The sequence below is a fragment of the Amycolatopsis sp. NPDC049691 genome, assembly GCF_040675005.1.
In the GTDB taxonomy this organism is placed as follows: domain Bacteria; phylum Actinomycetota; class Actinomycetes; order Mycobacteriales; family Pseudonocardiaceae; genus Amycolatopsis.
Genome location: NZ_JBFANX010000002.1, coordinates 364,482 through 383,908, shown reverse-complemented (window position 1 = coordinate 383,908; position 19,427 = coordinate 364,482). Strand labels below are relative to the sequence as shown.

Below are 19,427 nucleotides of genomic sequence, written 5' to 3'. Positions count from 1 at the left end.
ACACCTTCAGCACTTTGTGGCATAGGTCACTCGAATGGGCGACCGCCACTGGGTGAAACAGAGGTCAGCGCATGTAGCCCGAGCGAGCCTGCGCGATCGCGATGAGTTCCTGACGGACCGTCGCGGTCGCGGCGGTGTCGATCGCCCGGTTCAGCGCCCGGCGAGTGCGAACCTCGGCGCGGCGGGCGCGGAGCTTGGCGGCGATGTTGTTCATCGGTTTCTGCATCCCCTTCAGGGTCTTCGGTGGCTTGTGCCTCTAGTATGCGCCTTTTTTCACAAGGAAGCCAACGAATATCCGGTGATGTGGCGCACGTGCCGATGAATCATCGGCAAACTTGGGTATGGGCCGGAGAGATCAGGGGTGGCGGCGGTCACGGCGGAGCAACCCACTACATGCTTATAAGGCTCTCTAGCGATTGAGCTAGAGAGCCTTAGGAACGGGGATAGGGATCAGTCGCGGCCGAGCAGGTAGTGGCCGAAGTGCGGCACGGTGAAGGCGATCTGACCCCGCTCGGCGGAGTAGACCAGGCCCTTCTTCATCAGGCTGTCGCGCGCCGGCGACAGGGAGGACGGCTTCCGCCCGAGGAACACGGCGACGTCGGCGGTGCCGGCGGGCTCGTCGCGCCCCTGGGTCAGCTCGGCCATGGCCTGCAGGTACTCGCGCTCGGCCGGCGTCGCCCGGTCGTAGCGCGAGCCGAAGAAGCCGACCGCCAGTTCGGCCTCCGCTTCGGGCGCGGCGACCTGGACGTCCTTGACGGTGATCGGGTCGGACGGCGCCGCGTCCCAGGCCGCCTTGCCGTAGGCCTGGATGAAGTACGGGTAGCCGCCGGAGGCGTCGAAGAGCGCGTCGAGGGCTTCCGGCTCGATGCCGGCGTCCTCCCGCTCGATCGGCGCCATCACGGCGTAATCGGCGTCCTCGCGGTCGAGCCGGTCGATGCGCGAGTACCGGAAGAGCCGCTCGGAGTAGGACTTCGACGCCGACAGCACGGCGGGCAGGTGTGGCAGCCCGGCGCCGACCACCACGAGAGGTGCCCCGGACTGGGACAGCTCGTGGCAGGCCGCGCACAACGCCGAGACGTCGTCTGGCTGCAGGTCCTGCATTTCGTCGATGAGCAGCGCGACGCCGGTCCCGACGTCCGCGGCCAGCTCGGCGACGTCGGTGAACAGCTCGACGAGGTCGATCTCGATGTCCCCGGAGTCGGCGCGGCCCTGCGCGGCGGGCACGTCGATGCCCGGCTGCCAGCGGTCGCGCAGCTTCGCGTCGGGCTTGTTGGCTCGGAGCGCGAACGCCTTGAGCACGCCGAGCACCTCTTCGACGCGGTCCGGAGCCCGGTGCCGCACGGCGAGGTCCCGGATGGCCCGGTGCAGCGCCGCGGAAAGCGGCCGCCGCAGCTCGGCGTCCGGCCGCGCCTCGATCTTCCCGGCGCCCCACTTGTGCCGCACGGCCATCGCGCGCAGCTCCCCGAGCAGCACGGTCTTGCCGACGCCCCGCAGCCCGGTCAGGACGAGACTGCGTTCGGGTCTCCCCCGCGCCACCCGTTCGAGCACGACCTCGAAGGCCTTGAGCTCACGCTCGCGCCCGGCCAGCTCAGGCGGCCGCTGCCCGGCGCCCGGCGCGAAGGGGTTGCGGATGGGGTCCACTCTGCCAAGCTATCGACGTATCTAGCGCGAGCCCGATATTCCGCCATAGACGGCTAGGGCGTGTCGCCGGAGTTCGACCGGATGGCCGTACATAGAGACGAACAGGTCTGCAGCCCTGCTCGTCCCTACCCCCAGCGCGCACTACGACGTAGCACTACTCGCCGAGGTTCCGTTCCGCGTAGATCTTCATCGCGTCGCGGACGAACTCGGCTCCTCCGCCCTCGAACCCGTACCGCGGGTCGTCGACGTACAACTGCCCGAGCCCCGCGAAGTACCCCGCGGACACCGACGAAACCGCCGGCCGCAGCCACTCGTGCAGCCGCCGCGTGATCGCCTGGACCTCGTCGGAATCCGCGGCGAGCCCGGCGGAGCGAGCCGCGCCGAACGCCGCCGCGATGTCCGCCAGCTCCTGCTGGTGGGCCTTCTTCTCGTCGGCCGACAACGAGCTCCACCACTGGTCACCGCGCCGGTACGCGTCGGCGCCCCAGCGGCGCGTGACCTCTTCCTCGTACTGCGTGTGGTCGAAGCCGTCGAAAACTTCTTCTGCCATCAGTCGTTCACCTCCCTTCAGTTTCCGCAGCGTGGTCCGGACCGAATCGATCTGCCGACCGATCCGCCGCCGCTCCTGTTCGAGCAGCTCCAGGTGGGTCTCGAGCGCCGCGGCGCTGTCGCGTTGCCCGTCGAGGACCTCCGCGATCGCCGGGAGCCCGAGGCCCAGTTCGCGCAGCAGCAGGATCCGCTGCAGCCGGACGAGCGCCTGCTCGTCGTAGTAGCGGTAGCCGTTGCTGCCGACGCGGCTGGGCGCGAGCAGGCCGACCGCGCCGTAGTGGCGCAGCGTCCGGCTCGTGGTCCCGGCCGAGCGGGCGAGGTCCTGGATCGACCACTCCATGCCGACGACGATAGAAGTTGACGCAACGTCAAGGTCAACTGCTAAAGCTTTATAGCGCTATCTATCACCAGAGCGATATTCCCGGAGAAACCCCGATGAGGATTCGACGACGGGACGAGCGGGCACCCACCCGGTAGGTTCGACCAGGCAGCGGCCCGTACGAGGAAGGCAAACGACCGTGATACTCCGTCGAGTGGCACGTCCCCTGCTCGCCACGATCTTCGTGACGGGCGGAATCAATGCGCTGAGGCAGGCCGAAGGGCACGCGAAGGCGGCGGAACCCTTCCTCAACAGCGCGTTCGAGAAGGTCGGCGACAAGGTCCCGGAGCAGGTTCCGCGCGATCCGGTGACGCTCGTCCGCATCGACGCCGCCGTGAAGATCGGCGCCGGCCTCGCGCTCGCGGCCGGCAAGGCACCGCGGCTCGCGGCCGGGCTGCTGCTCGGCAGCCTGGTGCCGACGACGCTGTCGACGCACAGCTTCTGGGCCATCAAGGACCCGGCCGAGCGCCAGCAGCAGCAGATCCAGTTCTTCAAGAACGCGAGCCTGGCCGGTGGCCTGCTCCTCGCGGTGGCCGACACGCACGGGAAGCCGTCGGCGGCTTGGCGCGCGAAGCACGCCGCCGAGGACGTCGGCGCCGCGGCCGGCAAGCTGAGCCGCAAGGCCGAGAAGCGCGCGAACAAGCTCGCGAAGCGGGCCCAGAAGGCGCTCCCCAACTAGCACGCGAAAAAGGGCCGCCCCGAGTGCGGGGCGGCCCTTTTTCGTGCGGTTACTTCTCCAGGATCGCGGTGACGCCCTGGCCGCCGGCCGCGCAGATCGAGATCAGGCCGCGGCCGGACCCCTTCTCGTGCAGCAGCTTCGCCAGCGTCGCGACGATCCGGCCACCGGTCGCGGCGAACGGGTGCCCGGCCGCCAGCGACGAGCCGTTGACGTTCAGCTTCGCCCGGTCGATCGCGCCGAGCGGCGCGTCCAGCTCCAGCTTCTCCTTGGCGAACGCCGGGTCCTCCCACGCCTTGAGCGTGGCCAGCACCTGCGACGCGAACGCCTCGTGGATCTCGTAGAAGTCGAAGTCCTGCAGCGAAAGCCCGGCGCGCGCGAGCATCCGCGGCACGGCGTACGCGGGCGCCATCAGCAGGCCCTCTTCGCCGTGGACGTAGTCGACGGCCGCAGTCTGCGAGAACGTCAGATAGGCCAGCACCGGCAGCTTGTGCGCCTTGGCCCACTCGTCGGTGGCGAGCAGGACCGTCGACGCGCCGTCGGTCAGCGGCGTCGAGTTGCCCGCGGTCATCGTGCCGTCCGGGCCGCCGAACGCCGGCTTCAGCTTGGCGAGCTTCTCCGCCGTCGAGTCCGGGCGCAGGTTCTGGTCGCGCGCGAGCTTGAGGAACGGCGTCACGAGGTCGTCGAAGAACCCGCGGTCGTAGGCCGCGGCGAGCTTCTGGTGGCTGCTCGCGGCCAGCTCGTCCTGCGCCTCGCGCGTGATCTCCCAGATCTTCGCGGTGAGCGCTGCGTGCTCGCCCATCGACAGGCCCGTGCGCGGCTCCTCGTTGCGCGGGATCGCCGGGACGATGTGGCCCGGCCGGATCTTCGCGACGAGCTTGAGGCGGTCGCCGAGCGTCTTCGCGGCGTTGAGCTGGATGAGGATCTGACGGAGGTCCTCGTTGACGGCCAGCGGCGCGTCGCTTGTGGTGTCGACACCACCGGCGATGGCCGAGTCGATCTGGCCGAGCGCGATCTTGTTGGCGACGTTGACGATCGCCTGCAGGCCGGTGCCGCACGCCATCTGGACGTCGGACGCGGGCGTCGCGGGCGAAAGCTTGCTGCCCAGCACGCTCTCGCGGGCCAGGTTGAAGTCCTTCGAGTGCTTGAGCACGGCGCCGGCGGCGACCTCGCCGATCACCTCGCCCTGCAGCGAGAAGCGGCTGACCAGACCGTCGAGGGCGGCGGTGAACATGTCCTGGTTCGACGCCTTCGCGTACGGGCCGTTGGACCTCGCGAAGGGGATCCGGTTGCCCCCGATGATCGCGACCTTGCGCACGGCGGGCGTCTTCTTCGGTGGCATGACTTCACCTCTCTGGTCGTGTCCCTCACACTGTAACCTACTCGGGAGTAGGTTAGACTGCGACGTGACGCAGACTGCACGGGAGGCAACCGATGGCTGACAGGTACCAGCAGTTCACGAAAACCCCGTTGGGGAAGTTCGTGGTGCCGAAGCTCGGCCTGCCCAACCCGGCCACGCTGCGCCGGTACAAGCCCGGGCAACCCGCCCTCGAGGGTCCCGCACTTCTGGGCGCCGCGCCCGGTAGCCGGCTCGAGAAGACCCTTAAGGATCAACTCGCCGACGCGGGCATCGAGGTCGTCACCTCGGCGGTCGACCGGCACGCGGCGCTCGTCTTCGACGCGACCGGCGTCACCGACCCCGCGCGCCTGCGCGAGGTCTACGACTTCTTCCACCCGGTGATCCGCAGCGTCGGGCCGTCCGGCCGGGTCGTCGTCCTCGGCACGCCGCCGGAGCAGGTCGAAGGCCGTGAACGGATCGCGCAGCGCGCTCTCGAGGGCTTCATCCGATCGGTGGGCAAGGAGCTGAAGCGCGGCGCGACCGCTCAGCTCGTGTACGTCGCCGAAGGCGCCGAAGAGGCGACGGAGTCGACGCTGCGCTTCCTGCTCTCGGCGAAGTCGGCGTTCGTCGACGCGCAGGTCATCCGGATCGGCACCGAAGGCAAGACGGCTTCCGCGCCCGCGAACTGGGAGAAGCCCCTCGACGGCAAGGTCGCGCTGGTCACCGGCGCGTCCCGCGGCATCGGCGCGGCGATCGCCGAGGTGCTGGCCCGCGACGGCGCGCACGTCGTCGCGCTCGACATCCCCGCCCAGGGCGGCGACCTGTCGAAGGTGGCCAACAAGATCGGCGGCTCGTCGCTGCAGCTCGACATCACTTCGCCGAGCGCACCCGCGAAGCTCGCGGAGTACCTGAAGGAGCGGCACGGCGGCGTCGACGTCGTGGTCCACAACGCCGGGATTACCCGCGACAAGACGCTGGGCAACATGAGCGAGAGCGCGTGGGACTCGGTGATCGCGGTGAACCTCGCTTCGCAGCTCGCGGTGAACGACAAGCTGCTCGGCGATCGCGTGCTGAACGAGAACGGCCGGATCATCGGCGTCTCGTCGATCGCGGGCATCGCCGGCAACGTCGGCCAGACGAACTACGCGACGTCGAAGGCGGGGGTGATCGGCATGGTGAACGTCGGCGCCCCGCAGCTCGCCGAGTACGGCGGCACGATCAACGCCGTCGCGCCCGGGTTCATCGAGACGAAGATGACGGCGGCGGTCCCGCTGTTCATCCGCGAGGCCGGGCGGCGGCTGTCCAGCCTCGGCCAGGGCGGCCTGCCGGTCGACGTCGCCGAGACGATCGCCTGGTACGCGAACCCGGCGTCGGCCGCGGTGAACGGCAACGTGGTCCGCGTCTGCGGCCAGGCCCTGCTGGGGGCGTGAGGTGGCGATCCGCGAACTCGACAGCACGCCGAGCCTGGCGACGCTGTACCCGAAGGCCCTGCTCGGCTTTCGCAAAACGGGCTCATCGCTGCCCGACACCGAGCTGGTCCGCACCGGTGTCGTCGTCGACCCGGCGCACCTCGCCGCGTACAACGCGGTCTGCGGGTTCCGGCTGAGCGACGAACTGCCGGCGACGTACCCGCACATGCTGGCGTTTCCGCTGCAGATGGCACTGATGACCGAGCCGGCGTTCCCGTTCCCGCTGCTCGGCATGGTGCACGTGGCGAACCGGATCACCCAGCACCGCCCGCTGCGGCTGGGCGAGGCGCTGACGATCCGGGTGCGCGCGGAGAACCTGCGCCCGCACGAGAAGGGCCGTCAGTTCGACGTCGTCAGCGAAGCTTGGGCCGGGGAAGACGTGGTCTGGGTCGACGTCAGCACGTACCTGCGTCGCGGGGGCGGCTCGTCCTCGTCGCGCCGGGACCAGCTGGCGCCGCCGACGCCGGACGCGATCTGGCGGGTCCCGGGCGACATCGGCCGGCGCTACGCGGAGGTCTCGGGCGACCGCAACCCGATCCACCTGCACCCGCTGACGGCCAAGCTGTTCGGCTTCCCGAAGGCGATCGCCCACGGGATGTGGACGAAGGCCCACGCGCTGGCTGCGTTCGAGGGCCGCCTGCCGCCGGCGTTCACGATCGACGTCAAGTTCAAGCAGCCGGTGCTGCTGCCGGCCAAGGCGGGCTTCACGTCGTGGTCCACTCCGGAGGGCTGGGCGTTCGAGCTGTGGGGCGGGTCGAAGCCGCACCTGGAGGGGACGATCACCTCACTCTGAGGGCTTCCAGACCTCGCCCTCGATGAGGTCGTTGAAGCCCAGCCAGACGAGGTTCATCAGCCAGGACGCGAGGACGCCGTCGGAGATGTCGGGGTGGTCGAGGGCCCAGTCGGCCAGTGACTCGGCCGCCCCGACCAAGGCCGCGGAGAGGCCTTCGCCCGAGAACTCGGCTTGCTCGCCGACGCCCTTGCGGGTGCCGGCCGACACGACCAGGGCGGCGACCAGCTGGATCGCGCGCGCCCGCATGTCGGTGATCTCCGCGGCGAACGCCCCGCCGACGGTGAGGGCCTGGCGGTGCAGCACCGTCCACGACTCGCGGTACTCCGCGACAAAGCGGTAGAACGACCGCAGGCCGTGCCAGAGCTGCATGTCCGGCGGCAGATCGGGCTGGACGCCGGCCTGGATGGCCTCGAGCAGCCGCGTCGCCTCGCGGCGGATGCACGCACCGAACAGGTCCTCTTTGGACCCGAGGTAGGTGTAGATCATCGGCTTCGAGACGCCGGCGACGTCGGAGATCTCGTCCATCGAGGCCGCGTGGTAGCCGTGGCGCGAGAAAACCTGGACGGCGGCGTCCAGGATCTGCCGCTCGCGCACCGCGCGCGGCAGCCGCCTGGCCCGTTCGGGCGGACGCTGATCATCCTCTGACACGCTGGACCTCCCTGTTGCTGACCGGAGACGGTACCGGGCGCTGCCCCGTCAGGGTGATTTCGGCACGCTTGCCCGCCTACCTACTGGCGGGTAGCCTTACGCGTGAGTAACTGCAGAGGAGTGACCATGGCCGACAACGCCGGGATGACCAGCGCCGATCAGGTCGCGGGGCTCCGTGGGGCGGCGCTGCTGGACGCCCTGGAGCGGCTCGACCCGCTGAGCCCCGAGGCGCACGCCCTCGACGTCAACGCCCTCGCCGACGCGGTCGACCCGCGCGACCTCGGCAAGGACGACTTCCGAAGACTCCTGAGCGCGCTGCTTCGCCTGGCGGAGCGCGCCCCGGCGTTCGACCTGAGCAAGGTCGAGCCGGCCCGGTTCGCGTCGCTGGTGTCGTCGGCGTCGCGCGCGCAGCTGGAGAGCGTCGTCGCGGAGCGGCCCCTGCGCGAGCGGGTACTGGACGAGATCTTCGCCCGCATGGGCGCGCACATCAGGCCGGACCGCGCCCGCGACCTGCACGCGGTGGTCCACTGGCGCCTGTCGGGCGGAGTGGGCGAGGGCGGCTACGACCGCTACGAGACGACGATCTCCCACGGTTCGTGCACGGTGAGCCGCGAGATGCACGCGGCCCCCCGGGTCACGATCACCATCGCCCCGGCCGACTTCTTCCGGCTCATCACCCACCAGGCAACGCCGGCGGTGTTGTTCGTCACGGGAAGAATCAAGGTCAAGGGCGATTTGGCGTTCGCGGCGGGTCTGATCGGATACTTCGACCTCCCCCACCCCGTATAGTCCGTCGCTGTGCCCCGAAAAGCGAAGTGGCGCCTTTCCCGGCCCCGCGGAGTACGCGCCGGCCACGCGGTCAACGCGTTCGCGGACAAGCTCGTCATCGGCAACTTGACCCCCGCGCAGTTCATCCAGGTCCTGGAAACCCTCCACATGCTGGGCTCGGCGGGAGCGGGCATAGAGCTGAGCTCCCTGTCGACGGACGTCCTGGTGGACGTGGTCCGCAGGTGTTCCCGCGACCAGCTGAAGGCCATCGCGGAGCACCCCGAGCTGCGAGCGGTGTTCCTCGACGAGATCTTCCGCAGAATGTCGGAGCACTTTTCCCCAACACGGGCGCGACACGTGGATTTCGTGGTTTCGTGGCGCTTTTCCGAGGGAACAGGCGAGGACGGCTACGACCGTTTCCAGACGGTGATCGAGGACGGGATGTGCGTTTCCTCAACGGACTTGTCCCGAACGCCGGACACAACGATCACATTGTCGGTGGACGACTTCATCAGGATGGCCACGGGCAACGCCGCGGTGGCGGCGATGTTCGTGACGGGCCGGGTGAAGGTGAAGGGCGAGTACGCCCCGGCGGTCCGGTTCTCGAGCTACTTCGACATCCCCAAGCCATCCGTGGACTAGCTGTTGCCGGCGAGCGGCTTGCTTGCCTTGGTGACTTCCCAGGCACCGTTCACCGCCTCGTCGAGTGACTTCTCGTCGAGCTTCAGGCCCAGTGCCGCGGCGAGAACGTGTGCGGCGAGCCGAGGAGGGATGGCATTGCCGATCTGCTGGGAGATGTCGTTCCCGGCCCACGGGTAGTCGATCGGGAAGGTCTGCAATCGTCCTGCCTCGGCAAGGGTGAACCGCGGTAGTTCGCGTTCGTCGTGCGTGACGAGGCGGTTCCGGGAAACCTTGCCGGTGACTGTTGCCGCGGGTTCGTCCGACCTGCGTCGTCCGCGGGCTTTCGGGTCGCCGCCGGTTCCGTAGTTGGAGATCACCACGTAAGGCGATTCGCGGGTAATCGCCTTGCCCATGGTTTCCCAGGGCAGCAGCGCCAGGTCTGCCGGGTTCGCCGGAAGGCCTTTGCGGTACAGCTGATGTGTCGGTGTCGGAAGGCTCGGCTTGCGGTCGCGTCGGGCGATGAGGATCGCCCGACGTCGCGTCTGGGGGACGCCGAACATTTCGGTGTGCAGGATGCCGCAGTCCGATTTGTAGCCGACGCCGGCAAGTGCCTCGCCGACGGCTTCCCACACCGGCAGCACCGCGGGAACCTGCTCCAGCACGATGGCGTCGTACGGGCGTCCGTCCTTCACCGCCTCCAGCGCCCACCTGAGCGGCTCGAGGACCAGCCCGGTCCGTACGTCGTCGAGATTCTTCAGGCTTTCTTTGACGTCTTCGCCCGCTGCCATCTGCTTGACGAACCCGCGTACCTGCTCCAATGCGCGGCGACCGGCGCCGCTCCCTGCCACCGTGTACGTCTGGCACGGCGGACCACCTGCGAGAACGGTGGCCTCGCGGAAGTCGGCAGGCTTGTGGTCGCGGACGTCGGCGTGCCGCGTGCGCAACCCCGCCTTGGTGCGGGTGGCACACGCGTTGTCGTCCCACTCGATCCCGTCCACGACCAGGCCCAGCCAGTGCGCGGCGACGTCCAGCCCGCCCGGGCCGGCGAAGAGATCCACCATGTGGATGGGCCCCGGCGGGGAAGCGATGGACTGATCGGCGAGCATGCGGGGAGCTTATCTCGTGCGCCCGACTATCCGACGTAGGCGCGTCAGCGGCCTTCCAGGGCCCAGCGGATCGCAGTTCCGAGCGCTCGACCCACCGGTGGCGGCGTGGCGTTGCCCACCTGGCGGTACTGACTGGTTTTGCGGCCGGAGAACCGCCAGTCCGCCGGGAAGCCTTGGAGGATGGCCGTCTGGGCAACGGTGAGGGGAACGCCGCCCCTCGGGCCCAACTCGGGTCTCCAGTCGAAGTCCGGTCCGGGTGGGAGGTCGGCGACCGTGCCGCCGTTCACACCCATGGTGGCCCACCGCCTCTTCGAGCCGGACGGCCCCAGGTCCGCTCCGCCGCGATCCCACGAGCCTCCGACGAGCGTCGGCGACAGCCGGTCGGCCTGGGCCGACCACCGGTCGGCCTCGGGCCAACCGCGGGACGCCATGGACTCCCGCAGGACCTCTCCCACCGACGGCGGAAACGGCTGCGCCCGCGGTAGCTCGAAGCCGTGCGGCATGCCGCCTTTGAACGCGACCAGCACGCCGTGCTTGCGTTCTTGCGAGACGCCGTAGTCCGACGCGTTGACCACCAGCCAGTTCGAGACGTAGCCGAGGTGGTCGAGCTCCTTTTCGATGTTCTCCCGGGCCACGGCGTACCCGTCTCCGGTCGCCAACTCCGGCATGTTCTCGATCAAGAAGGCGCGCGGCTGGATACCGGGCACCAGCATGACGGCCGCGTAGAGGAGTTCCAGCTCGGTCTCGTTCCCGCGGGTGCGGTTGCCGGCGGCGGAAGCCTTCACTCGCGGCAGGCCGGCCGAGAGCAGATCCACGTCGTAGACACGCTTGTCGTCCGCCGGGTCGAAATCTCGGATGTCCATCTCCCGGACGTCCCACCCCGGTCGGTTGAGCCGCAAGGTGTTGCACGCCGCATCGCGGACGTCGACGAGGAGGACGGGGTCGAAACCCGCTTGTTCCAGTCCGAGCGCGAGACCCCCCGCGCCCGCACACACCTCGACCGACGTCAGACGGTCTTTCGCCGGAAACGGTTCGGTCGGGTCAAACCCGGTGTTCGGCATTTCGATCCCCTCGTGTCCTGCCGTCTTCAGTCCGCTGTGGACGAAGCCGTCGCCGAGTTCGCCTCCGCCTTCTTCGACCGATCCCGGCGAGGCGCTTCCGCAAGCAGCTTCTCGAACAGTGAGGCCAGGGCATCCACCGAATCTCGCGGGACCGCGCCGTCTGCCGGACCGTCGGGGAGGCGGTCCCACGGCACCTCGGGCATGTGCGCCGAATCGGCAATCCAGTCGCGGAGAGCGTCGCTGTCCGCCGGGACGTCGGGCGCCAAAACGTCGAAGATCAACGTGCTGCCCGCGGTGTTCACGGCCCTGGAGAGCGCGTTGATCTGATCGGATCCGTTCTTGACCTGCTCGGAATCGAGGCGCTCGACAATCCGGATGATCGCCGCCGCGGTCGGGCGGTGATCGATGACGTCCAAGCGCATCACGCTGTTCACGACGTCCTGGTAGGCGAAAGCGCTGGTCACCGGCTGGTAGTCGGCGCCGTTCCGAAACAGCTCCGCGGCCCACCACAAGCGGGCGAAGGCCTGCAGGAAGTGCGATCCGCTGAACCGCGCTGCCCTGGTGACCCCGTCTGCTCCGTGCCGCCACACGACGTAGTCCGGGGCGACGAGCATCGCGAGGTAGTTCCACAGTCGAGGGTCGGCCGCTTCCGCGCGCGTCATCCGCAACGTTGCGTGCAGTCGTGGTGCGAGCCACGCGTCGGCTCGGGACCGCCGGTCCTCGAATCGGTTCATGGCTTCGTCGACCAGTGCGCGAACGGGGCCGACGCGCCACCGGGGCTCGTTTTCGGGCAGCATCACCGCTGCGCGTCGGAGTGCCGCGACAGGCGGGTTCTCCTGGCCGGACTGAATGCCTCGGCTGAGGTGCTTCGTCACGGCCGCGTCGGAGAGAAGCCCCAGGACGTCCGGATAGTCCACAGCGGTGGCGGGACTCATCAGGCGTCGCCCCTTTCCTTTTGGTGCACGGCGCGCACGGCGTTGGTCAGCTTCTTGGTGACCTGGCTGCGCTTGCCCGCTGCGTAGTGGATGCTGGTCTGCAGTTCCGGCCAGCCGGAACCGCTCCTCCTGCGGTCGTTGATGTCGAACAGGGCATCGGTCAGCTGCCTGCCGGGCAGGACGTCCGGCAGCATCATGCGGAGGACCGGCTCACGCCACCCGCTCGGCAAGATCGGAGTTCCGTCGTCGTCCAGGTCGAGTTCGCTGATGGCCGCGTTGAACATGGCGGTCCACGCGTCCTGTGCGATCTGGCTCGACGTCGTGTCGCGAAGCAGCTTCTCCATCGGGGAACCGCCCGAGCCCTTGAGCAATTCGAGCAGCCCTTCCACGCCCGTGGTGTTCAAGTAGACGGTCGGGACGTCGCCGGCGGTCTCGACGACCCACATCGAGTCCTTGAACGGGCGCAGCCACTCTTCGGGGCCCTCGCGGAAGTCGACTTCCCTGATGTCGACCTCGCGCTGACGCCGGGGGCTCGCGGCCTTCAGATCGACGTACCAGTCGCTCTCGGTCGCGCCGATCAGTCGGCCCGGTACACCGCCGACCTCGCCGACGACCGCCAGGGCGAGCGTTGCCCGATCGGTGTGCCGGTCGTGGAGGAGTTCGATCGTCCCCTGCCAGTCGCCGTTCCGGCCGCGGGTCAGCCGAGCGCTGCTGCGCGTGTTGGTGGCGCTTTCCGAGAGGGTGGCCAAGCAGACGATCTCGGACCACGGGCCGTTGTCGAGTTCCTGTTCGGGAAGCGCGGCCTTCAACTGGAGGCGAGCGACATCCCAGTCCGCCCGTCCGATCTGGTGCAGGGCAACCGTGCGCTCGGCCTTGGAGATCTGTGCGTAGGGGAGGTCCCGGCCGTCCATGGTGACGGCTTCGACCTCGAGGTCGACGACTCCGAAGAGGGTCGGGTACGGAAATACCGGCTTCATGCCGCACCACCACGCGCTTTCTGGAGATCGATGATCAGGCGGGCCAGGCTGCTCGAAACCGGATGGGTCGCGGGATCGGTGATGCCCGAAAAACTTGCGGATCGCACACCGGGCTCGATGACGAGATTGTCGTTCTCCCGGAGACAGTTTTCGGTGGCGACGAGCTCCTTCCAGGTGACCGCGGGACGCCCGCCGGAGCGCACGTCGAACTTGGCGACCGGCGTGAGCAGCCACGGGTCGTCGGCTTCCGGGAGCTTCAGGTCGACCATGACGTTCCATGCGCCCGTGTCGTCGACGTGCGCCCTGACGCTGCGCACGGTCGGGAACCCCTGGGCCCGACGGCCGGACGCTCCGAATCCGTCGAGCTTCAGCAGCTCTCGCAGGGCCGCAGGTCCTTCGCCAGGGGTGGCGACGCGTCGTCCGACGAGTCGGCGGACTGCCGCGTCGATCTCGGCGCGAAACTCCCGGAGCCGGCTGAGCGATCCTCGCGCGTACATCGACGTCAGCTCTTCGGTGTGATCCCAGCGATCGTGCTCGGGCGGTTCGGATGCGCGTAGGAACTGCTCGGCAAGCTCGACATCGTCGGTCTCGTGACCGGTGGCGGATCCGGCGAGCAGCACGGCGTGGAACCGCGTCGCACCGAGCGGCAGCTCGCGGGGACGTCTCGCCATGATCGTCATTCGCGTGCCACGCATGCAGATGACCTGGTTGACCTGCTCGTCGCCGTCTTCCGCGGGCGTGACGAGGAGAACGGCGTCGTGTTCGGCCCCCTTCTTCCGTTCGCCGACCGCATCCCGCCGAGGCGGGACGACGAGCCGCACGTCCGCGCGGGCAACCTGGGTGCTCGACGTCAGTTCGTCGACCGTCTCACCGTCCAGGTAGGCCTGGAAAGCGCGGCTCAGCGCCGCGTGCGTCTTGCGCGGGTCGACGCGCTCCTCCTCGATGAAGACGCGACCGTTCCGCATCGTGACGACGCTCGCTTCCAGCAGCGGCCCGCCGTTCCGGCCGCCGATCATCGCCGCCCAGAAGCCGTCGGCCAGCGACTGCACGAGCTTTTCGTGCATGTCGTGCAGCGATTCGGTGGCACCCGACGCGTCGTGGGCCCCCACGATGAGAAACGAGGTGCCGGGCTCGTCCGTGACTCGTTCCAGGTGGAGGTCTGCAACGGTCTGTCGATCCGCCCACCAGGAGCGCGAGACGTTCTTGCGGCCCGGCTCGGTGTCGGCCTGCCCGAACCAGCCGGGGCCGGCGTAGGCCTCGCCGTCGACCTCGCGCCAGGGCAGGTCGAGGCGTCCGATGACCCGACGTTCGACGTGTCCTTCGTGGGGCTCGGACAGCGTCGAGTTGATCAGGACGAGGCTGAAGCGGCTCGCGGCCCACAAAGTGACCTTGCCGAGCCCGTACGAGCCGCCGGCTCCGTTCGAGTTCTTGTGGCTGTCGAGCTGCCGCCGAACCACCGCGGCGAAACGGCCGTCGTCGTATTCGTCACCCGTGAGCCCGGATGCGTTGTAGTCGTCGATCTTCAGCAGGGTGAGAGACTTTTTCCGGTCGAGGTCGTCCAGCGCGGCCTGCAGACTCCGCGAGACCTTCTGTTCGGCGGCCGCCGCGCGGGTGTAGTGCTTGCGGAGTGCCGGCCAGTGGATTGCGTCGAGGAAAGCGTCGAGGTTTTCGCCGGTCAGTTCGTGCAGGGTGTACCGCACGCGGACGGGCTTGGTCGGGTCGTACCGCTCGTCGAGCGAGTTCTGCGTCGCCTCGCGAGTCAGCATCGACAAATCGGCGTCGAACGCAAAGGCGGCGGGGTTGCCGTATTCCCGCCCGCCGTCGAGGTGCGCGGCCCGGTGGTGCCACCGGAGCGGGGAGTCCGATGCGACGTCCGTGCGGTTGTAGATCGACGCAGGGTCGGTTCCGAGGATCTCGGCGATCCTCCGCTGGGTTTCCGGCCGAGGTTCGGCGCGGTCGTTGACCCACGCGGACACCGCGGCCCGGGTGACCGGGATCTGTTCGGCGAGCTGTGCCTGAGTCAGCTCAGCCCGGCGAAGCTGACGCGCCAGCCAGGAACCGAACGGTTCCCCCTGCTGTCGGCTCATCCCGTGCTCCTTCCGAGGCAGGTGTTCTGCTGGTGCGACACCGCAGCAGGCGCCGACAGTATCAGCTGAATTTTGACATTGGAAGGTCTGTCAAATTTCAGTTGATGCTCGGGTCGTCAAAAGTGCGCGCGCAAGTGGGCTCAACTGCCCGTTCGTCGTTGACTGACCAACTCGCGGACCCGCTCCGCGGCGGCATGCGGTGCTTCGTGCTCCCAGACCCGAACGGCAAGCCAGCCTGCCTCGGCAAGTCGCGTATCGGTGTCCGTGTCGCGACGTCGGTTGCCCTCGATCTTGTCGCGCCAGAACTGGGCGTTGCTCTTGGGCCAAGTCGCGTGGTCGGGGCATCCATGCCAGAAACAGCCGTCGACGAACACGGCGACCTTGGCGCCGATGAAGACGATGTCCGCCTCGCGGCGTACACCCTGTACCGGGCGACGGTGAACCCGGTAGCGCAGGCCTGCTGCGTGAAGAGCCTTGCGCAGGGCGATCTCCACCTGCGTGTTCCGCGACTTCTGGCGGCTCATTCGACTGCGAGTTTGCGGCGTCGTCTCAAGCGGCTTCACCCACGCCATTCTGGAGCGTGGTTCAAGGGCTGTCTTTCAGCCCTCGATGATCCGGCCCTCGATCACCGTCGGCTGGTCGCGGCGCGAGCCTGCCTCCGAAGGTGGCACGACCTCGCTGTCCACCACCATCACCGGCCCCCGACGCTGGTTGGCGAACCGGACCGCCCGCTTCTCCACCCTGCGAAGCCACCATCGACGGACCAAAGCCCGCGACGGCGGCAGCATCAACAGCAGCCCCAGCACGTCGCTCACGAAGCCCGGGACCAGGATCAACACCCCGCCGAGCGCGACGAGCATTCCGTCGGTCAGTTCCTTCTCCGCCGGCTGCCCAGCACGGGCCGCCGACATGAACGCCCGCATCGCCTTGCCGCCCTCGCGGCGGGCCAGCCACGAGCCCAGGAACGCGCCGGCCAGGAGGAGGCCCAGCGTGCCGAGCACGCCGACGGCCGAGCCCACCGCCCAGATCGCGGCGATCTCGGCGAAGACGTAGAGCAGGAACGCGACAGCCATACTCGGTCAACGAACGAGCTGTCCGATTTGCTCCCGTGCCCTCGGACCACCGGCTATTCTCACCCCTCGTGTCCGACTGGCTCCGCTGGCTCCTCATCGCGTTGTGCCTGGTCCTGGCCCTGCTGATCGTCACGCGAGGGCGGCGTCGGCGAGGCTTCCCCGGCGTCACCTGGAGCCGTCCGCAGCGGACGACGAAGCGGCGCGGCATGGTCGCCTCGGTCCTCGGCTGGCTCGTCGTCGCCCTGCTCGTCGCCGGGGTGACCGGGGGTGGCCTGCTCTGGTTCCTCGGCTGGCCGCGGCTGCCGAGTGCCGGGCAGTTCGACGTCGCCCAGATGCTCGACCTGCTGAAGATCGCCCTCTCCGTCGTCGCCGGGTTCGGCGGTGTCGTGCTGCTCGCCGTCAACTACCGGAAGCAGCGGGTCGCCGAAGACGAGCATGACCTGGCCGTTCAGCGCGCCGAACGCGAAGCGGTCCAGAAGTTCAACGAACGGTTCGGCAGTGCGGCCGAGCAGCTCGCCAACGACAACGCCGCCGTCCGGCTCGCCGGCGTCTACGCGATGGCCGGCCTGGCCGACGACTGGGCCGACAAGCGCCAGGTCTGCGTCGACGTTCTGTGCGGCTACCTCCGGATCACCCGCGAAGCCGCCGGTGAGGCCGAAGTGCGAGAGGCGATCCTGCGCGTGATCCGCGACCGCACCCGCCGGAGCGGGAAACTGTCCTGGTCCGCGCTCGACTTCGACTTCACCGGCGTGACCATCGAAAACGCCGACTTCGCGCGCCGCGAGTTCAGCGGTGAGGTCCTGTTCGACGGCGCGGAGTTCGTCGGTGGGATCGCTTCGTTCGCCGGCGCCGAGTTCGGGAAGCTGAGCTTCCACGGCACCCGGTTCTCCGCGGCCGAAACGACCTTCGGCGGCATGACCGTCACCGGCGGCCAAGCCGAGTTCGTCGGCGCCGAGTTCACCGGCGACAAGGTGGACTTCGCCGACGGGTACCTGCAGTCCTCGTCGGTTGCCTTCTTCCGCTGCCGGTTCGTGGCGCCCCGGGTCGACTTCTCGAGCCTGGACTTCGTCTTCGGCCGGCTGGTGTTCGACCGGTGCGACTTCGCCGACCTCGAACTGGACCTCTCGATCGGTCTCGACGACCAGCCGTCCTCCCTGGTGCCGGTGCTCGTGGAGAACTGCCGGTTCGAACGGTGCCGGATCGAACTGGGCCGGGGCGGCCAAGGGGTCAAGCTCGCGGATTGCGTGCTCGACACCGTGACCGTCGCCGACACCGGGGAAAACCCACAGCCGCACCCGTGGCCGGGCAACGAGCTGCGCGGCGGCACCTCGCTGCCCGGCCACTACGTGACGTCCTAGCTCGGCACCTCGTCGAGGTACGCCTTCGCCTGGAGGGTGAACAGCTCCGCGTACCCCGCCTTCGCCGCCATCAGCTCCTCGTGCGTGCCGTACTCCGCCACCTTTCCGTGGTCCAGCAGCAGGATCCGTTCCGCCTGCCGCACCGTCGAGAACCGGTGCGAGATGTACAGCGTCGTGCGGCCCTCGGACAGCGAACGCAACCGCGCGAACAGGTCGTGCTCGGCCTGCGCGTCCAACGCCGATGTCGGCTCGTCCAGGATCAGGATCGGTGCCTCTCGCTGGAACGCGCGCGCCAAGGCGATCTTCTGCCACTCGCCGCCGGACAGCGAGACGCCCTGGTCGAACCAGCGGCCCAGCGGGCTGTCGTAGCCGGACGGCAGGCGCTCGATGCGCTCGTCCGCGCCCGCTCGGCGGGCCGAGTCCTCGATGTGCGGGCGGTCCTCCAGGCGGCCCAGGTCGCCGAGGCCGATGTTCTCCGCCGCTGTCCCCTGGTACGTCACGTAGTCCTGGAACATCGCGCTGATCCGGGTGCGCAGCTGCACCGGGTCGTACTCGCGGATGTCGACGCCGTCCAGCAGGATGCGGCCGCCGGTCGGGTCGTACAGCCGGCAGAGCAGCTTGAACAGCGTCGACTTGCCCGCGCCGTTGCGGCCCACCACCGCCACCGTCTCGCCAGGGCGGATCTCGAAGCTGACGTTGTCCAGCGCCGGCTCGTCCGCGCCCGGGTAGCTGAAGGTCACCGAATCGAACTCGATGTGACCGTCTACATGGGACGGAAACGCCCGTGGTGACGCCGGTGCCGTGATCTCCGGCTTCGTGTCCAGGAAGCGGTACAGCGTGTCCAGGTAGAGGTTGTTCTCGTACATCCCCGAAAACGCCGTGAACAGCCCGGACACCGACGTCTGCACCGAAGTGGCCGCCGCCGTGTACAGCGCCAGGTCGCCGAGCGTCAGCCGCCCGCCGACCGCCTCCAGCGCGATGTACAGCGCGATCGCCGAGCCCGCGAACGTGCTCAGCAGCCCCCAGGACGTCGAGCTGATGTTGCGGTTGATCGTCAGCTTCCGCTGCCGTTCGTACGACACCAGGCCGAGCCGGCGGAACCGGTCGACGAAGTACGGGCCGAGCCCGAACAGCTTCGTCTCCTTGGCGTACGTGTCCGTCGTGACCAACGAGGACAGGTAGTCCATCCGGCGCTTGATCGGCGACATCAGGAACGTCAGCCAGAACGCGCGCGAGCCGTACTTCGACTGCGAGATGAACGCCGGGATCGGCGCGACCAGCGCGACCAGCGCGAGCAGCGGGCTGATCGCGACGAGCAGCGCGACCATGCTGCCGAACGTGATCAACGTCCGGACCAGGCCCAGCGCGGAGTTCATCATCGACAGCGGTCGCGTCGGCGCCTCCTGCGCGGCCTGGCGCAGCATGTCGTAGGACGTCGAGCCCTCGAAGTACGCCAGGTGCAGCTCGCTCGCGTGCGCCATCACCTGGTGGCGGATGGTCAGCGTCATGCGTTCCTGCAGCAGCGACTGCGCGATCGACGTCAGCGCGCTGCTGACGGCCGTCGCGGCGAGCACGCCGAACTGGAACAGCGCGACCTTCACGATGTCGCCCGTGGTCCCCCGGTGCTGGATCGCCGCGACGACCGAGTCGAGCAGCAGCTTCGCGACGTACGCGGTCACGGTCGGCAGCAGGCCCGACAGCAGCGTGATCAGCGCCAGGAGGATCGTCAGGACCGGGCTGGCCTGCCACGTCAGCTTGACGACCTTCGGCAGGCCGCGGACCGTGCCCGCCACCGACGTCTTCGCGCGCCTGAGCCGCGAACGCAGGTCCTTCGGCTGGTCGTCCGGCTTGGGTTCGGGAATGTCGACGGGCCCGGTGAGCCCGCTCTCCGGCACCGTCGTCGCGTGCCGCCGACGGCCGCGCCGGGCCAGCATGAACTCCATGCCG

At 68.8% G+C, this 19,427-nt stretch carries 19 protein-coding genes; 6 read left to right on the top strand and 13 right to left on the bottom strand.

The features are described 5' to 3' along the window. Positions 1–64: 64 nt before the first annotated feature. From AB0J40_RS06105 to AB0J40_RS06095, 3 genes are all read right to left on the bottom strand, one after another. A complete protein-coding gene (locus AB0J40_RS06105) occupies positions 65–226 on the bottom strand; it encodes a hypothetical protein (protein ID WP_014467883.1) in 162 nt (53 codons plus the stop codon). 224 nt (positions 227–450) lie between these two features. After that, on the bottom strand, positions 451–1,641 hold the full coding sequence (locus tag AB0J40_RS06100) for an ATP-binding protein (RefSeq protein WP_364448282.1): 1,191 nt from the start codon (positions 1,639–1,641) through the stop codon (positions 451–453). Between the two features lie 154 nt (positions 1,642–1,795). Continuing rightward, the gene (locus tag AB0J40_RS06095; protein WP_364448280.1) at positions 1,796–2,530 is read right to left on the bottom strand and encodes a MerR family transcriptional regulator; all 735 of its coding nucleotides are present in this window, start codon (positions 2,528–2,530) and stop codon (positions 1,796–1,798) included. 178 nt (positions 2,531–2,708) lie between these two features. On the opposite strand from AB0J40_RS06095, the gene AB0J40_RS06090 reads away from it, so the two are divergent. Continuing rightward, positions 2,709–3,248, top strand: coding sequence for a DoxX family membrane protein (locus tag AB0J40_RS06090; protein ID WP_364448278.1), 540 nt, complete (start codon positions 2,709–2,711; stop codon positions 3,246–3,248). A 49-nt stretch (positions 3,249–3,297) separates the two neighbouring features. Here AB0J40_RS06090 and AB0J40_RS06085 read toward each other — a convergent pair whose 3' ends face one another. After that, on the bottom strand, positions 3,298–4,587 hold the full coding sequence (locus AB0J40_RS06085; protein WP_364448275.1) for an acetyl-CoA C-acetyltransferase: 1,290 nt from the start codon (positions 4,585–4,587) through the stop codon (positions 3,298–3,300). Positions 4,588–4,679: 92 nt separating this feature from the next. Between AB0J40_RS06085 and AB0J40_RS06080 the strand changes: the two genes are divergently transcribed. Both AB0J40_RS06080 and AB0J40_RS06075 read left to right on the top strand, forming a co-directional pair. Next, entirely contained in the window at positions 4,680–6,014 is a 1,335-nt protein-coding gene (locus AB0J40_RS06080; protein ID WP_364448272.1) for a 3-oxoacyl-ACP reductase, read from the top strand. Between the two features lies 1 nt (position 6,015). Further along, on the top strand, positions 6,016–6,846 hold the full coding sequence (locus AB0J40_RS06075) for a MaoC/PaaZ C-terminal domain-containing protein (RefSeq protein WP_364448269.1): 831 nt from the start codon (positions 6,016–6,018) through the stop codon (positions 6,844–6,846). On the opposite strand, the gene AB0J40_RS06070 is transcribed toward AB0J40_RS06075, so the two are convergent. Then, entirely contained in the window at positions 6,838–7,494 is a 657-nt protein-coding gene (locus AB0J40_RS06070; RefSeq protein ID WP_086670992.1) for a TetR/AcrR family transcriptional regulator, read from the bottom strand. The two genes, AB0J40_RS06075 and AB0J40_RS06070, sit on opposite strands and share 9 nt — an antisense overlap. 126 nt (positions 7,495–7,620) lie before the next feature. Here AB0J40_RS06070 and AB0J40_RS06065 point away from each other — a divergent pair, with 126 nt between their 5' ends. Both AB0J40_RS06065 and AB0J40_RS06060 read left to right on the top strand, forming a co-directional pair. Next, complete coding sequence (locus tag AB0J40_RS06065; protein ID WP_364448267.1) at positions 7,621–8,283, top strand: SCP2 sterol-binding domain-containing protein; 663 nt, start codon at positions 7,621–7,623, stop codon at positions 8,281–8,283. Between the two features lie 105 nt (positions 8,284–8,388). After that, complete coding sequence (locus AB0J40_RS06060) at positions 8,389–8,904, top strand: SCP2 sterol-binding domain-containing protein (protein WP_364448265.1); 516 nt, start codon at positions 8,389–8,391, stop codon at positions 8,902–8,904. On the opposite strand, the gene AB0J40_RS06055 is transcribed toward AB0J40_RS06060, so the two are convergent. The 7 genes from AB0J40_RS06055 to AB0J40_RS06025 form a co-directional block, all read right to left on the bottom strand. After that, entirely contained in the window at positions 8,901–9,989 is a 1,089-nt protein-coding gene (locus AB0J40_RS06055; protein ID WP_364448262.1) for a DNA cytosine methyltransferase, read from the bottom strand. The genes AB0J40_RS06060 and AB0J40_RS06055 overlap by 4 nt on opposite strands. Positions 9,990–10,033: 44 nt before the next feature. Further along, positions 10,034–11,050: a DNA cytosine methyltransferase gene (locus AB0J40_RS06050; protein WP_364448260.1), complete on the bottom strand. Its 1,017-nt coding sequence runs from the start codon at positions 11,048–11,050 to the stop codon at positions 10,034–10,036. Positions 11,051–11,076: 26 nt separating this feature from the next. After that, positions 11,077–11,985 carry a DUF6339 family protein gene (locus tag AB0J40_RS06045; RefSeq protein WP_364448258.1) on the bottom strand — a complete coding sequence of 303 codons (909 nt, stop codon included), beginning with the start codon at positions 11,983–11,985 and terminating at the stop codon, positions 11,077–11,079. Continuing rightward, positions 11,985–12,962, bottom strand: coding sequence for a hypothetical protein (locus AB0J40_RS06040; protein WP_364448256.1), 978 nt, complete (start codon positions 12,960–12,962; stop codon positions 11,985–11,987). Before AB0J40_RS06040 ends, AB0J40_RS06045 begins: the two co-directional genes overlap by 1 nt. Next, positions 12,959–15,049, bottom strand: coding sequence for a helix-turn-helix transcriptional regulator (locus tag AB0J40_RS06035; protein ID WP_364448253.1), 2,091 nt, complete (start codon positions 15,047–15,049; stop codon positions 12,959–12,961). The genes AB0J40_RS06040 and AB0J40_RS06035 overlap by 4 nt, the downstream gene beginning before the upstream one ends. Positions 15,050–15,189: 140 nt before the next feature. Beyond that, a complete protein-coding gene (locus AB0J40_RS06030; RefSeq protein ID WP_364448250.1) occupies positions 15,190–15,621 on the bottom strand; it encodes a very short patch repair endonuclease in 432 nt (143 codons plus the stop codon). A 27-nt stretch (positions 15,622–15,648) separates the two neighbouring features. Then, the gene (locus AB0J40_RS06025; RefSeq protein WP_364448247.1) at positions 15,649–16,122 is read right to left on the bottom strand and encodes an FxsA family protein; all 474 of its coding nucleotides are present in this window, start codon (positions 16,120–16,122) and stop codon (positions 15,649–15,651) included. Between the two features lie 68 nt (positions 16,123–16,190). On the opposite strand from AB0J40_RS06025, the gene AB0J40_RS06020 reads away from it, so the two are divergent. Next, positions 16,191–17,480, top strand: a complete 1,290-nt coding sequence (locus tag AB0J40_RS06020; RefSeq protein ID WP_364448245.1) for a hypothetical protein — start codon at positions 16,191–16,193, stop codon at positions 17,478–17,480. On the opposite strand, the gene AB0J40_RS06015 is transcribed toward AB0J40_RS06020, so the two are convergent. Then, entirely contained in the window at positions 17,477–19,423 is a 1,947-nt protein-coding gene (locus tag AB0J40_RS06015) for an ABC transporter ATP-binding protein (RefSeq protein WP_364448242.1), read from the bottom strand. The two genes, AB0J40_RS06020 and AB0J40_RS06015, sit on opposite strands and share 4 nt — an antisense overlap. Between the last annotated feature and the right edge of the window lie 4 nt (positions 19,424–19,427).

Coding starts and splice junctions, on each gene's coding strand:
- AB0J40_RS06105 (WP_014467883.1), bottom strand. CDS start 226: ATGCAGAAACCGATGAACAACATCGCCGCCAAGCTCCGCGCCCGCCGC.
- AB0J40_RS06095 (WP_364448280.1), bottom strand. CDS start 2,530: ATGGAGTGGTCGATCCAGGACCTCGCCCGCTCGGCCGGGACCACGAGC.
- AB0J40_RS06085 (WP_364448275.1), bottom strand. CDS start 4,587: ATGCCACCGAAGAAGACGCCCGCCGTGCGCAAGGTCGCGATCATCGGG.
- AB0J40_RS06080 (WP_364448272.1), top strand. CDS start 4,680: ATGGCTGACAGGTACCAGCAGTTCACGAAAACCCCGTTGGGGAAGTTC.
- AB0J40_RS06065 (WP_364448267.1), top strand. CDS start 7,621: ATGGCCGACAACGCCGGGATGACCAGCGCCGATCAGGTCGCGGGGCTC.
- AB0J40_RS06055 (WP_364448262.1), bottom strand. CDS start 9,989: ATGCTCGCCGATCAGTCCATCGCTTCCCCGCCGGGGCCCATCCACATG.
- AB0J40_RS06050 (WP_364448260.1), bottom strand. CDS start 11,050: ATGCCGAACACCGGGTTTGACCCGACCGAACCGTTTCCGGCGAAAGAC.
- AB0J40_RS06045 (WP_364448258.1), bottom strand. CDS start 11,985: ATGAGTCCCGCCACCGCTGTGGACTATCCGGACGTCCTGGGGCTTCTC.
- AB0J40_RS06040 (WP_364448256.1), bottom strand. CDS start 12,962: ATGAAGCCGGTATTTCCGTACCCGACCCTCTTCGGAGTCGTCGACCTC.
- AB0J40_RS06035 (WP_364448253.1), bottom strand. CDS start 15,049: ATGAGCCGACAGCAGGGGGAACCGTTCGGTTCCTGGCTGGCGCGTCAG.
- AB0J40_RS06030 (WP_364448250.1), bottom strand. CDS start 15,621: ATGGCGTGGGTGAAGCCGCTTGAGACGACGCCGCAAACTCGCAGTCGA.
- AB0J40_RS06025 (WP_364448247.1), bottom strand. CDS start 16,122: ATGGCTGTCGCGTTCCTGCTCTACGTCTTCGCCGAGATCGCCGCGATC.
- AB0J40_RS06015 (WP_364448242.1), bottom strand. CDS start 19,423: ATGGAGTTCATGCTGGCCCGGCGCGGCCGTCGGCGGCACGCGACGACG.